A 13,244-nucleotide genomic window follows, 5' to 3' on the forward strand; every position below is an offset into this window, starting at 1 on the left:
TCATCGCTCGCCTCATGCCGGGGCAAGCGGCGTTCGCCCTCTCATCCAGCCTTCCTCGCCCCGAACCGCAACCCGTCCATCAGGAGCTTGACCAGGCGGCGCGAGCGGTCGCGCCATTCGGGCGTGTCGGGCGCCGAGTAGATGCCGCCGAGCGCATGCAGCACGTCGGAGGCATCGACATCGCCGCGGATGGTGCCGTCGGCCACCGCCGCCTCGACCAGTTGCCGCAGCGCCTGCGACACCCGTCCCGACGTGTCGGAAAACAGCGTCGAATTGGTGGTGAACAGGATGCGCAGGCTGGTCGCCAGGCCGCGCTTGGTGGCGATGTAGTCGACGAAGCGGCGCATCCATTCTTCCAGCGCCACATCGGAGGGATATCTTGCAGCGAGCTCGCCGGCCGCCGCGCACAACCCCTCCGCTTCGCGGCGGTAGACCACCTCGACCAAGTGCTCGCGTGTCGGAAAATGCCGGTAGAGCGTGCCGATGCCGACGCCGGCGCGCCGAGCGATCTCCTCCAGCGAGCCGTCGATGCCGCGCTCGGCAAAGACCGCAGCCGCCACCTCGACCAGCCGGTCGCGATTGCGCCGTGCATCGGCACGCAACGGCTTGTCGGCGGCGGCGGTTTTTTGGTCAGCGGTTGTGACGGGCGCAAAAGCCAATTTTTTTCTCCACCAGGGATATGGGGGCTTGAACCACGCCTGGCCAGCCCCCACGTAAATAAACGGAGGCACCTCCGCTTTTAGTGGAGAACCCTCATCATATAATCAGGGGAACCGGTATGTCACGTCTTTCCAAGCCGCAACCCGCCACTTTCCCAACCCGCGGGAGATTGGCCGTTGCCTGACCTTGCCCTTGCCCTTCCCCGCCCCTACCCCAATTCATTCCCCTCAGCGTCAAGCAACTGGAGCCAGACGCCCATGACCAGCCTTCCCATCTCGCTTACCGTCAACGGACATCGACACGAACTGAAGGTCGACCCACGCGTCACCTTGCTTGACCTGCTGCGCGAGCGGCTTGAGTTCACCGGCACGAAAAAGGGCTGCGACCGCGGCCAGTGTGGCGCCTGCACGGTGCTGGTCGACGGCAAGCGCATAAACTCCTGCCTGGCGCTGGCGGTCAGCCATGACGGCGCCGAAGTGCTGACCATCGAAGGTATCGCTCACGGTGAAGAACTGCACCCTGTGCAGGCCGCCTTCATCGCCCATGACGGTTTCCAGTGCGGTTTCTGCACGCCCGGGCAGATCATGAGCACGCTCGGCCTGATCGCCGAAGGACAGGCTGGCGACGATCCCGAGCGCATCCGCGAGGGGCTGAGCGGCAACATCTGCCGCTGCGCGGCCTACGGCGGCATCGTCGAGGCCGTCCTGGAAGCCCAGAAAAACATGGAAGCCCAGAAAAACATGGCCGACACCGCCACCACCGAGGCACGCAGGAGGACCGCGACATGAGAGACTTCGATTTCATCAGGCCGGCCACCGTCTCCGACGCCATAGCGGCGGCGGCCGAACCGGGTTCGGCCTATCTCGCCGGCGGCACCAATCTGCTCGATCTGATGAAGGGCGGCATCACCAGCCCCGAACGGATCGTCGACATTACCCGCCTGCCGGAACTCAATCGCATCGAAACGCTCGATGATGGCGGCCTGCGCATCGGCGCGCTGGTCCGCAATGCCGATCTCGCACATGATGCGGCCTTCGCCAGAGCCTATCCGGCGGTGGCCGAAGCGCTGCTTTCGGGCGCCTCTGCGCAGCTTCGCAACGCCGCCACTGTCGGCGGCAATCTGTTGCAGCGCACGCGGTGCAGTTACTTCTACGACACCGCCAGCGCCTGCAACAGGCGCGAACCCGGTTCCGGCTGCTCGGCGCTTGGCGGCGAGAACCGCCTGCATGCGGTGCTTGGCTGGAGCGATGCCTGCATCGCCACCCATCCCTCCGATTTCTGTGTGCCGCTGGTGGCGCTGGACGCCGTCGTCGAGATCGAGGGCAAGGGAGGCCGGCGCCACGTGACCTTGGAGGAATTCCACCGGCTTCCGGGCGACACGCCGCAGCGGGAAACCGTGCTGCAGCCGGGCGACCTGATCGTTGCGGTGCGCCTGCCGGCGGAAGCAGCGTCCTTCGCCCCCCACGCCCGCTACCTGAAGCTTCGCGAACGCACCTCCTACGCCTTCGCCGTCGTTTCGGCTGCCGCGGCCCTGACGGTCGCCGACGGCAAGATCCGCGCCGCGCGGCTGGCGCTCGGCGGTGTCGCGGCCAAGCCATGGCGGGCGCGCTCGGCGGAAGCGGTGCTGCTCGGCGCCGATGCCAATGAAGCGAGCTTCGTTCGGGCCGCGGATGCGGCTCTGGTCGACGCCAGCCCCTCCGGCGACAATGCGTTCAAGATCGAGCTTGCCCGCCGCATTGTCGTCAGGGCGCTGATGTCCGCACAGGCGGGAACGCCCGCTCTGATGCCCGCTTTGCCTGCTTCCCCTTTTTCCTCCCTTCCCGGAGTGCGTCATGACGCTTGAACTCGGCCTCAACCAACAGCCTGCCCATACGCGCCAGGGCTCCAGCATCGGCCAGCCGCTGACGCGTCGCGACGGATTTTTGAAAGTCACCGGGGCCGCGCGCTTTGCCGCCGATAACAATCCGCCCGGCATGCTCTATGCCGTGCTTGCCGTCTCCAGCATCGCACGCGGCCGGGTTGTCTCGCTGGATGTCGAGGCGGCCAAGGCGCATGCGGGCGTGGTCGAGGTGATGACGCCACTGAACCGGCCGGCGCTCGCCGTCGATCCGGATGCCAAGGACCATCCCTTCATGTTCCGGCTCGACCTGCTGCAGAACGATGGGGTTCGCTACCCCAACCAGAGCATTGCCGTGGTAATCGCGCGGACGCTGGAAGCGGCGACCGAAGGGGCGGCACTGTTGTCGCCTCGCTATGAGGAGTTGCCGGCGCGCGTTGGTCTGGACGGCGCCAAAAGCTTCGTGCCGCGCGGCGTCGGCGTCGGCAATCCGGCTGTGCAGGAGAAGGGCGATGTCGAGGCCGGCCTCAAATCGGCAAGGACGCGGATCGAGGCGACCTACGAGACGCCGGCCCAGTACCACAACGCCATGGAGCCCCACGCGATCGTCGCTGCCTGGGATGGCGACCGGCTGTCGATCGACACGCCGAGCCAGGGCCTGGCCATGGCGCAGGGCCGCATCGCCGGCCTGTTCGGCATCGCGCCGCAAAACGTCCATATCCGCAGCCCATTCCTGGGCGGCGGCTTCGGCTCCAAGGGCATGATTTCCGGACCGCAAGTGCTCGGCATCCTGGCGGCGCGTCTCGTCGGCCGCCCGGTCAAGCTGGTGCTCCGGCGCGAGCAGATGTACGGCCCGGTCGGTCACCGCGCCCCGACCCGCCAGACATTGCGCATGGGCATGGATGGCGAAGGGCTGCTGACCGCGATCTCCCATCACGCCAGGACCACGTCGAGCACGTTCGACGATTTCTTCGAACCGGCGGCGGACGCCTCGCACACGCTCTATGCCAGTCCGGCCATCGCCACCTCGCACGATGCCGTGCGGCTCGACACCGGCACGCCGCTGTTCATGCGGGCGCCAGGCGAGGCCACCGGATCGATCGCGCTTGAGAGCGCCATCGACGAGGCGGCCCATGCCTGCGGCATGGACCCGCTGGAATTCCGGCTCAGGAATTACGCCGAGGTCGAACCGATGACCGGCAAGCCGTTCTCCTCCAAGGCGCTGCGCGAATGTTACGAACAGGCCGCCCAGGCGTTCGGCTGGGCGAGCCGCCCGCTGCAGCCGCGGCGGATGCGCGACGCCGACGGTTTCCTCACCGGCTGGGGCATGGGCACGGCGACGTTCCCGGCACTCATGTTCCAGGCAGAGGCACGCGCGGTGCTGAGGGCCGACGGCACCGGCTTGATGGAGACCGGCGCCCAGGACATGGGCCAAGGCGCCTGGACGGCTTTTGCCCAGATTGCAGCAGACGGGCTGGGGCTCGACATCGACCAGGTCGATTTCAGGGCCGGCAGTTCCGACCTGCCCAATGCGGGCATCGCCGGCGGTTCGGGTCACACGGCGACGGCCGGCATGGCCATCCACAATGCGGGTGCGGCCGTCATCGCCAACCTTGCCGGTCTCGCCACCGGCGACGAAGCCTCGCCGCTGTTCGGCGCCGGCAATGAAGGCGTTGTTGCACGCGGCGGACGCCTTTACCGGCGCGATGACGAAAGCCGCGGCGAAAGCTATACCGAGATCCTCGTCCGCGCGGGCCTGACCGAAATCGAGGGCCGGGGCAAAGGCGCTCCGGACCCGGCCTCCCAGGAGACGTACGCCAAGCACGCGCATGGGGCCGTCTTCGCCGAGGTGAAGGTCGACCCGGATCTCGGCCAGATCCGCGTCACCCGGCTGGTCGGCGCATTCGCCGCCGGACGGGTCATCAATCCGCGGCTGGTGCGCAGCCAGTATTATGGCGGGATGATCTGGGGCGTTTCCTTCGCGCTGCATGAGGAAGCCGTCACGGACCGGCGTTCCGGCCGCATTCAGAATGCCAACCTGGCGGACTATCATGTCCCGGTGAATGCCGACGTGCCCTCGGTCGAGGCGCTGCTGGTTCACGAGGACGACCCTTACGTGAACGCCCTCGGCATCAAGGGCGTTGGCGAAATCGGCATCACCGGCACTGCCGGCGCCATCGCCAATGCGGTCTGGCACGCGACCGGCGTGCGCCCACGGCGCTTTCCGATCCGGATCGAGGACCTGCTGGGGTGACGAGCGGTCCGCCCGAAACGACAGGCCTGCGCCAGAGCATGATGCCGAAAAGTGGGAACCGGTTTTCGGACGACATCATGCTCTATCTCTTTGATTTAGACGCGGATTCAGATTTCAGGTCGAACGGACCTGAAATCATCCGGCTCTAGGGCAGGCAAGCGGTCGGTTGGAGCGCCCTGCCCAGTTTCAATTCATTCCCCCAGCGTCAAGCAACTGGAGCCAGACGCCCATGACGAGCAAGACCACGATTCCCGTCCATCTCGATATCAACGGCCAGCATCACACGCTGGAACTCGAGCCGCGTGTCACGCTGCTCGACGCCTTGCGTGACAGGCTCGGCCTGACCGGCACCAAGAAGGGCTGCGACCACGGCCAGTGCGGCGCCTGCACCGTCCATGTCGACGGCGAGCGCGTGCTGGCCTGCCTGACGCTGGCCGCACAGGCCGAGGGCCGCGCCATCACCACCATAGAGGGGCTTGCACGGGAGGGCGAACTGCATCCCGTGCAGGCTGCTTTCCTCGAGCAGGACGCCTTCCAGTGCGGCTACTGCACGCCAGGCCAGATCATGTCGGCGGTGGCCTGCATCCGCGAGGGCCATGCCGGCTCGGACGAGGAAATCCGCGAATACATGGCCGGCAATCTCTGCCGCTGCGGCGCCTATCCGCACATTGTCGCCGCCGTGCGCCAGGCGGCGCTGGAGGCCGCGTCATGAGGGATTTTTCCTATTTTCGCGCCACCTCGGCTGATGCCGCCCGCCAGGCGGCCGCGCTCCCCGGCGCCATGCTTCTGGCAGGCGGCACCACGCTGATCGACCTCGCCAAATGCGGTGTCGCCGAGCCCGACACGCTGGTCGATATCACCCATCTCGAGGGGTTCGACCAGATCGAGATCGACGAGCGCGGCGCCGTCATCGGCGCGCTCGCCAGGATGGGCCATGTCGCCGACCATGACGACATCAAGAGCCGCTTCCCCGCCATCTCCGAAGCGCTCTGGCAGGCAGCCTCGGCGCAGATCCGCAACATGGCGACGATCGGCGGCAATCTGATGCAGCGCACGCGCTGCCCCTATTTCCGCGATCCCTCGAACTTTGCCGCCTGCAACAAGCGCGAACCAGGCAGCGGCTGTTCGGCGATCGGCGGCGTTACCAGGGGCCATGCCGTGCTTGGCACCAGCGAGGCTTGCATCGCCATGTATCCCGGCGACCTCGCCACCGCGCTCGTCGCCTTCGACGCAACGGTCCATCTCGGCGAACGGCGCGTGCCGGTGGAGGACTTTTTCCTGCTGCCAGGCACGACGCCCGACAGGGAACACGCGATCGGACCGGGCGAGATGATCACCGCCATCGAAATCCCTTCTTCCGCCGTCGCCAGCCGTTCGACCTATCTGAAGATCCGCGACCGGCAGTCCTATGAGTTCGCCGCGGCCAGTGCCGCTGTCGGGCTCGAACTGGAGGCCGACGGGCGCACCATCCGCGACCTGCGCGTGGCGCTCGGTGGCGTCGCGACCAAACCCTGGCGGGCGCGAGCCGTGGAAGCCGCGCTGAAAGGCAAGGTGCTGGAGCCGGACGCTGTTCGCACGGCCAGCCTGCTCGCCGTCGAAGGCGCCGTCGACCATGGCGCCAACCGCTACAAGATCGAACTCGCGCCGCGCGTCGTCGCACGCGCCATCCTCAAATTGGGAGAAGCGGCATGACTGTTCACATCGCAAGCACTGTTTACGTCGGAAGACATGGCGACGCGTCCGACGGCGCGCAGGTGGAGGCCGTCGGCGGCCGGCTGTCGCGCGTCGACGGCCCGGCCAAGATCACGGGTGCGGCGAAATACGCCGTCGAGCAGCAGCTCGAAGGGCTCGCCTATGCCGTGCTGGTCGAAAGCACCATCGCATCCGGCAAGGTGCGCGCCATCCAGACGGCGGAGGCCGAGACTGCGCCGGGCGTCCTCAAGGTGTTGACACCAGACACGATCATCAGCCTGAAAACCGCCTCGGACTGGTTCGGCACGCCACCGCCGGACAAACCCTATTGTCCGCTGGCGCACGACGTCACCTTCTCGGGCCAGCACGTCGCCGCCGTCATCGCCGAGACCTTCGAGCAGGCCGTGGCCGCCGCGACGATGGTCAAGGTCAGCTATGATGAGGCTTCGGCCATCGTCGACCTCAGCGACGGCAAGGCCGGCGACGGCATCCCGGTCGACGCCATGACCAAGGAATGGGGCGACGCGGCCGCCGCCTTCGCCTCCGCCCCGGTGCGCATCTGCGCCGCTTACAACACACCGCGCGAATACCAGGCGCCGATGGAACCGCATGGCCTGATCGCTCGCTGGGAGGGTGACCATCTCACCGTGTGGGAGCCGAGCCAATGGCTGGACGGCATGGCGCGCACCTATGCCGAATGGTTCGGCGTGCCGTTCGAGAATGTGCGGCTGGTGTCGCCCTATGTCGGCGGCGGCTTCGGCTCCAAGGCGCTGGCGCTCAGCCATGGCGCGATCGCCGCAAGTGCCGCGAAAATGCTCGGCCGGCCGGTGCGGCTGGTCATGACGCGGCCGCAGACCTTCACCGGCTATGGCGGCCGCGCCGCGACGCGGCAGACGGTGACGATCGGCGCCGACCATGACGGAAGAATCCAGTCGATCGTGCATCGCGGCGTCAACGAAACCTCCATCGACGGCATGTGGGTCGAGCCGCTGGGCTCGGTCACCTCGATCATGTACGCGACGCCGAACTTCTCCTCGAAACAGAATGTCGTGCGGGTGAATTCGGTTGTGCCGGGCGCCATGCGCGCACCGGGTGAAAACCCGTCGGCCTTCGGCATCGAAAGTGCCATCGACGAGCTCGCCTACGAGGTCGGCATCGATCCGCTGGAAATCCGGCTGCGCAACTACGCCGAACAGGATCCGCACGCGAAAAAAGCCTGGTCGACCAGGCAGTTGCGCGAGGCTTTTGCAGCGGGTGCCGAACGCTTCGGCTGGGCCAGGCGCACGCCTGAGCCACGCTCGATGCGCGACGGCAACCATCTGGTCGGCTGGGGCGTGGCCGCCGGCACCTATCCGGTGCGGCGCGCCTATGGCGAGGCGATCGTGCGCATCCTGGCCGACGGCTCGGTCGAGGTCGAAAGCTCCTCCATCGACATGGGCCAGGGCACCTACACCATCCTGGCGCAGACGGCCGCCGAAACGGTCGGCGTTGCGGCCGACGACGTGGTGGTGAAGCTCGGCGATTCGCGCTTCCCCCGCGCCGGCGTCGCCGGCGGCTCCCGGCTGGCCGGCGTGATGACGGGCGCCGTCCACAAGGCCGCGACCTCGGCGCTCGACCAGCTGGTCGGCCTGGCGATCAGCGATCCGCGCTCGCCCTTCCATGCGCTGCAGGCCAACACGCTGGTCGTCGTCAATGGCCGCATCACCGCGCCGCGGGGCGACGGCCCCGACGTCTCGATCGCCGAACTGCTCAAAAGCGTTGGCCGCGACCGCATCGAGGCGACGGGCGACACCATGCCGGCCAATTCGAGCGTCGAGGATCGCTACAAGAACTACACCACCATCGCCATGGCGCTGCCACACACGGAGGGTGACTATTCGCGCCATTCCTGGTGCGCGCATTTCGTCGAGGTGCGCGTCGACGAGGATTTCGGCACGGTGCGTGTGTCGCGCGTCGTGTCGGCGCTGGATTCGGGCCGCCTCTACAATCCGAAACTCGCCGAGAGCCAGTGGAAGGGCGGCATCATCATGGGCATCGGCCAGGCGCTGCTCGAAGAAGGCATCGTCGATCGCCGCCACGGCCGCATCGTCAACAACAACCTCGCCGACTATCTCATCCCGACCAATGCCGACATCCCCGACATCGAGGTGATCTCGGTGGGGATTCCCGACCCGCACTCCTCGGTGCTCGGCGGCAAGGGCGTCGGCGAGCTGGCGATCGTCGGCATGGCGCCGGCCATTGCCAACGCGGTGTTCCATGCCACAGGCAAGCGCGTGCGGGATCTGCCGATCACGCTGGAGAAGCTGATCTGACGGTGAGGCTGCCAATCTTCCCCCTCGTGGGGGAGATTGGATGTCGCGGCGGTTCCGCCAATTTTCAACATTGAAAAAAAAGCGCCTGCGCCGATCACCACTCCAGCCCGAACACCAGCTTGCCGAAGTGCAGGCCGCCGGCGGCCATGTGGGCGTAGGCTTCGGCCGCTTCGTCGGGCGAAAACACCTTGTCGACCACCGGCTCGATCCGGGCCGCGCCGACGGCGCGGGCGGCGTCGCTGAGATCGGACACCGATCCGGTGTTGTTGCCGACCACCTTCAGCGCCTTGATGATGATCGGCAGCAGATTGATCGTGGCTTCGGCACCGGTGACGAAGCCGATGGTGAACAGCGTACCGCCGGGCGCGGTGGCGTTGACGGCGCGGGCGAAGGTGGCACTGCCCCCGGTCTCGACGACAAGGTCGGCGCCGAGGCCGCCGGTCAGCTCCAGCACCTTGCCATCCCACTCGGGCGTCGCGCGGTAGTTGATGAGATGATCGGCGCCGAGCGCCTTCGCCCGCTCCAGCTTTTCGTCCGACGACGAGGTGATGATGACGGTCGCGCCGGCGGCTTTGGCGAGCTGCAGGGTGAAGATGGAGACGCCGCCAGTGCCAAGCAGCACGACGACCGAGCCCGGCCCGACATCGGCGGCGCGGATGGCGTTCCAGGCGGTGGTGCCGGCGATGGGCAGCGTCGACGCCGCCTCGAAGGAAAGATGAGCCGGCACCGGCACCAGCGAATTGGCCGGCAACGCGACATATTCGGCCAGTGACCCCGGCAGCGAAATGCCGCGCATCTGCGTCATTTCGTAAGGCCGCGGCGGCCCACCGATCCAGCGCGGCTTGGCATGGGCGATGACGCGATCGCCGATGGCGAATTTCGCAACGTCCTCGCCCAGCGCGACGATCTCGCCGGCGCCGTCGGCTACGGGGATGAGCGGAAAGCTCGGTCCGGGATAATTGCCGCTTGCCACCGCCACATCGACGAAATTGAGGCTCGCCGCACGCTGGCGGATCAGCACCTCTCCGCGCTGCGGTTCGGGGGTTGCAACGGTGGCGGCGCGGAAGGCGTCCAGCCTGGGCTGGCTGAGTTCGATGGCTTTCATGGTTTCACTCCGGTGGACGATTGGTGGTTGAGTGAACCTATTTGCTGCGTTATCTCTGGATAATCCTCGTTTCGCGAAATTGAGAACTGTGAATGATGCAGCAATCTCACGAACCCGCTGCCCTTGCCGAGATGGCTGCGTTCGCGGCCATCGCCGAGGCGCGCTCCTTCACCAAAGCGGCGGCGCGGGTCGGGCGCGACGCGACCATTCTGTCGCGGCGCCTGCAATCGCTGGAAACGCGGCTGGGGGTGAGATTGCTCTCGCGCACGACGCGCAGCGTCTCGCTGACCGAAGCGGGCGCCGAATTCCTGATGCGCGTGCGCGCCATCCTTGCATCCGTCGACGAGGCCGAGGCCGTCGCGTCCGCGCATGCCGGAGGCCGCCCGCGCGGCGTGCTCAGGCTGGCGCTGCCCGGCACGTTCGGGCGCATGTGGATCGGGCCGCTGCTGCCTCAATTCCTTGCCGAATTTCCCGATGTCCGCATCGAGGCCGAATTCTCCAACCGCTTCACCGATCTGGTCGCCGAGAATTTCGACGTCGCCGTGCGGCTGGGCAGCCTGGAGGATTCGCGCCTGGTGGCACGCAAGGTGGCGACGCGACGCAGGCTGCTCTGCGCGGCTCCCTCCTATCTCGCCCGCAGGGGCACGCCGGAGACGCCGCAGGCGCTGCTCGATCATTCCTGCCTGGGCTTCTCGGGCTTCCAGACCTTTCCGGCCTGGGAGATGACCGACCGCGAGGGCCGGCGCGCGCGCGTCGAGGTTTCCGGGCCGTTGGTCAGCGACGATGCCGAGGTGCTGGTCGAGGCCGCCGTGCAGGGGCTCGGCCTGATGATGAGCACCGACTGGCTGGTCGGGCGCGAGCTTGCCGATGGACGGCTGGTGCCTGTGCTGGAGGAGTGGACCTTGGCGGATGAAGGCGCCGTCTATGTCGTCACGCCCTCGGCCAAGGGAAAAGCCGCCAAGACCCGCGCCTTCACCGACTGGATCGGCAAGCGCTTCGCGCCGGAACCGCCCTGGCGGTAAAGCCGCTGACCCGCTCGCGGTAGAGACTGCGCGCTTCAGGGCCCATGAGCCGCCAGCGGCATGCCGATGTCCGACACGAGTTTGACGAGGTCGGCTTGGCGTCTCGTGCCGGTTTTGGCAAAGATTCGGTTGAGGTGGGTCTTCAAGGTGTTTTCGCCAATGCCGAGCGCCAACGCGCTCTTGGACGCTGACAATCCGCTGCCGATCCGCAGCAGCACCCGCGCCTCCGAGGGCGTAAGATCGAACAGCGTGGTCAGAACGGCCTCCGGGAGGGGAGAAGCCGATGTCGTCGTCGATATGAACACAGCCGCGCATGCCGGCCGGAAAACCGCGCGCGCCGTTCCTTCAGTCAACGGCAACACATAGGCAACGGCGGGCGGCTGGCCTTGGGCCGAAACCGGCAGCCCTATGCCGCGCGCGCCAAGCGAGGCATCCGCGCTCGCCGTGCTGGCGATCGCGTCGAGCAGGGCGCGGGCCACCACCCGATTCTGTGCCTGGAGCAGGCCGTTCCTGGAGAGAATGGGCCCCTGCACCGAAAACATCTGTTCGGCGGCCGCATTCGCATGGAGGATTGCTCCATTGGCGTGGGTAAGCACGACAGGCACAGCCAAATGATCGAGCGCCTGACGATAAAGATCGATGGTGATGCGGCCCTGGTCGAGCAGATCGCCGATCAGCGAAGCACGGCGCAGATGCGGCGAGAGCAATGCCAGGAAATGCTGCTCTTCGATCGAGATGCCTCCCCTGCTGGCTCGCGTGGTGCAGCCCAGAAGCCCGATTCGGTCCGGCGTATGAACGAATTTGGTGATGCAAGCCTCGCGCAGTCCCTGCGGTTTGGCCCAGTTCTGAAAAAACGGCGTCAGTTGGAGTTCGCTTTCGCTCATGAGCGACAGCGTCGCAACGGGCCGGTCGACATCGCCGACGACCGCTGCCTTCAGCCCGGGAATTCCATCAAAGTCATAGTCTTCCTCGAGGGCCCGCATCTGCACGGGATCCCAGGGCGACTGAGCCGCGAAACGGCCGCTATTATGGGCGGTGCCGGCAAGCGCGATGGTGGTATAGGCCGCGTCGACAGCTTTCGTGACGCGGGTCATGACTCCGGCCCAGCCTTCCGGGTTCAAAACGCAATCGTAGATATCGCCGATAATCGAACTCAGGACTTCGCTGCTCAGCCTTTCCATCACACCTCCAGGCACGCCCCGATCTCGCCTCGGAGGAATTTGTGACATCATACTTTTGGATGACGCAAGTCGCGGCCGCTCTCGACTATGGGTTGAACTTGGTCGCTTGAACGCCGGGCCGCCACTGTTGCCGGTTATTGTCGCAATGGAAAGCATCGCGTTCGATATTTTTTAAGCCGTGGACAGTTGTCGAGGTTTCCCATTGTCGCGAAAGACGGTGCTTTCATCGGCTCGGTTGCCACCGCATCTTGATGAACGAGAACGATTTTCCCCGTGGCAAGACATCCCTGTCGCGGAAATACGGTCGGCCGAATACGACAGTCCGGAAAACCTGCACTTCGAAGCCATCGAAGCCACGGCCGTCGGTTCAGCGGTTCTCGGCCAGATGTCCGGACCCGTCAAGCATGCCACACGCAAAGCGAGCAACATCGCCAATGACGACAAGGACGGCTATCTGCTGATGATCAACAAGGCCGACACCATGCTGTCAGGGGTACATGCCGGCCGCGAATATGCCGTCGGCCGGGGAGAGGCCGTGCTTGTCACCGCATCGGAAGCTCTGAAAATGAACGGTGCCGACAGCAATGTCTGGACGAATGTGGTGGTCCCACGCGCGATCCTCCTGCGCGCCTTCCCGCAGATCGATGACAGGCTGGGGCTGAAGATCGGCGCCGACAGCGAAGCCCTCGAGCTTCTCAAACGCTATTGCCTGCTTCTTGAAAGCGGCAGCCCGCTTGCCTCCGCGGATCTGATCACGCACGCGACGGACACGATCGTGGATCTGATCGGCCTGGCGACCGGCGCAAAAGGTCGAGCTGCCGAACTGGTCGGGCTTCGGGGCCTGCGCGCTGCCAGGCTGGAGGCCGTCCTCGCAAGGATCGCCGAGGATTTTATCGACCCCGGCATCTCCGCCCAAAGTGTCGCTCTACAACTCGGCCTGTCGGTGCGCTACGTCCACGACCTCCTTCAGGAGACGGGAATGAGCTTCTCCGAACGCGTTCTCGAACTGCGTCTGCAGAGCGCCCACAGGATGCTCTCGCACAAACACAGCGACATGCGGGTCAGTGACATCGCCCTGACAAGCGGATTCAGCGACGTATCGTACTTCAACCGCTGCTTTCGTCGCCGTTTCGGCTATACGCCGACAAGCGCCAGATAAGTTTTGCAGCCTTCGCCAGCAG

At 66.1% G+C, this 13,244-nt stretch carries 11 protein-coding genes; 8 read left to right on the top strand and 3 right to left on the bottom strand.

What is annotated here, in order from left to right; genetic code table 11:
* Positions 1-41: 41 nt before the first annotated feature.
* Complete coding sequence (locus tag FJ543_RS18555) at positions 42-659, bottom strand: TetR/AcrR family transcriptional regulator (protein WP_140716329.1); 618 nt, start codon at positions 657-659, stop codon at positions 42-44.
* A 258-nt stretch (positions 660-917) separates the two neighbouring features.
* Between FJ543_RS18555 and FJ543_RS18560 the strand changes: the two genes are divergently transcribed.
* The 6 genes from FJ543_RS18560 (at position 918) to FJ543_RS18585 (ending at position 8,755) form a co-directional block, all read left to right on the top strand.
* Positions 918-1,448 (top strand): (2Fe-2S)-binding protein, encoded by a 531-nt coding sequence (locus tag FJ543_RS18560; RefSeq protein WP_140876356.1) that lies wholly within the window; start codon positions 918-920, stop codon positions 1,446-1,448.
* The gene (locus FJ543_RS18565; protein WP_140876358.1) at positions 1,445-2,503 is read left to right on the top strand and encodes a xanthine dehydrogenase family protein subunit M; all 1,059 of its coding nucleotides are present in this window, start codon (positions 1,445-1,447) and stop codon (positions 2,501-2,503) included. Before FJ543_RS18560 ends, FJ543_RS18565 begins: the two co-directional genes overlap by 4 nt.
* Positions 2,493-4,751, top strand: a complete 2,259-nt coding sequence (locus FJ543_RS18570; protein ID WP_140876360.1) for a xanthine dehydrogenase family protein molybdopterin-binding subunit — start codon at positions 2,493-2,495, stop codon at positions 4,749-4,751. The genes FJ543_RS18565 and FJ543_RS18570 overlap by 11 nt, the downstream gene beginning before the upstream one ends.
* 229 nt (positions 4,752-4,980) lie before the next feature.
* Positions 4,981-5,463: a (2Fe-2S)-binding protein gene (locus tag FJ543_RS18575; protein WP_015316943.1), complete on the top strand. Its 483-nt coding sequence runs from the start codon at positions 4,981-4,983 to the stop codon at positions 5,461-5,463.
* On the top strand, positions 5,460-6,443 hold the full coding sequence (locus FJ543_RS18580) for a xanthine dehydrogenase family protein subunit M (protein WP_140876362.1): 984 nt from the start codon (positions 5,460-5,462) through the stop codon (positions 6,441-6,443). The genes FJ543_RS18575 and FJ543_RS18580 overlap by 4 nt, the downstream gene beginning before the upstream one ends.
* The gene (locus FJ543_RS18585) at positions 6,440-8,755 is read left to right on the top strand and encodes a xanthine dehydrogenase family protein molybdopterin-binding subunit (protein ID WP_140876364.1); all 2,316 of its coding nucleotides are present in this window, start codon (positions 6,440-6,442) and stop codon (positions 8,753-8,755) included. The genes FJ543_RS18580 and FJ543_RS18585 overlap by 4 nt, the downstream gene beginning before the upstream one ends.
* Before the next feature lie 94 nt (positions 8,756-8,849).
* Here FJ543_RS18585 and FJ543_RS18590 read toward each other — a convergent pair whose 3' ends face one another.
* On the bottom strand, positions 8,850-9,860 hold the full coding sequence (locus tag FJ543_RS18590) for an NAD(P)-dependent alcohol dehydrogenase (RefSeq protein ID WP_140663371.1): 1,011 nt from the start codon (positions 9,858-9,860) through the stop codon (positions 8,850-8,852).
* A 92-nt stretch (positions 9,861-9,952) separates the two neighbouring features.
* Between FJ543_RS18590 and FJ543_RS18595 the strand changes: the two genes are divergently transcribed.
* Positions 9,953-10,882 (top strand): LysR family transcriptional regulator, encoded by a 930-nt coding sequence (locus FJ543_RS18595; RefSeq protein ID WP_015316939.1) that lies wholly within the window; start codon positions 9,953-9,955, stop codon positions 10,880-10,882.
* 35 nt (positions 10,883-10,917) lie between these two features.
* Here the strand turns inward: FJ543_RS18595 and FJ543_RS18600 are convergent, their stop codons facing one another.
* Positions 10,918-12,219, bottom strand: coding sequence for a PAS domain-containing protein (locus tag FJ543_RS18600; RefSeq protein ID WP_224527031.1), 1,302 nt, complete (start codon positions 12,217-12,219; stop codon positions 10,918-10,920).
* A 304-nt stretch (positions 12,220-12,523) separates the two neighbouring features.
* Between FJ543_RS18600 and FJ543_RS18605 the strand changes: the two genes are divergently transcribed.
* Positions 12,524-13,222 (top strand): AraC family transcriptional regulator, encoded by a 699-nt coding sequence (locus FJ543_RS18605; protein WP_246678837.1) that lies wholly within the window; start codon positions 12,524-12,526, stop codon positions 13,220-13,222.
* Positions 13,223-13,244 lie beyond the last annotated feature (22 nt).

The organism is Mesorhizobium sp. B2-5-7 (assembly GCF_006440875.1).
GTDB lineage: Bacteria > Pseudomonadota > Alphaproteobacteria > Rhizobiales > Rhizobiaceae > Mesorhizobium > Mesorhizobium australicum.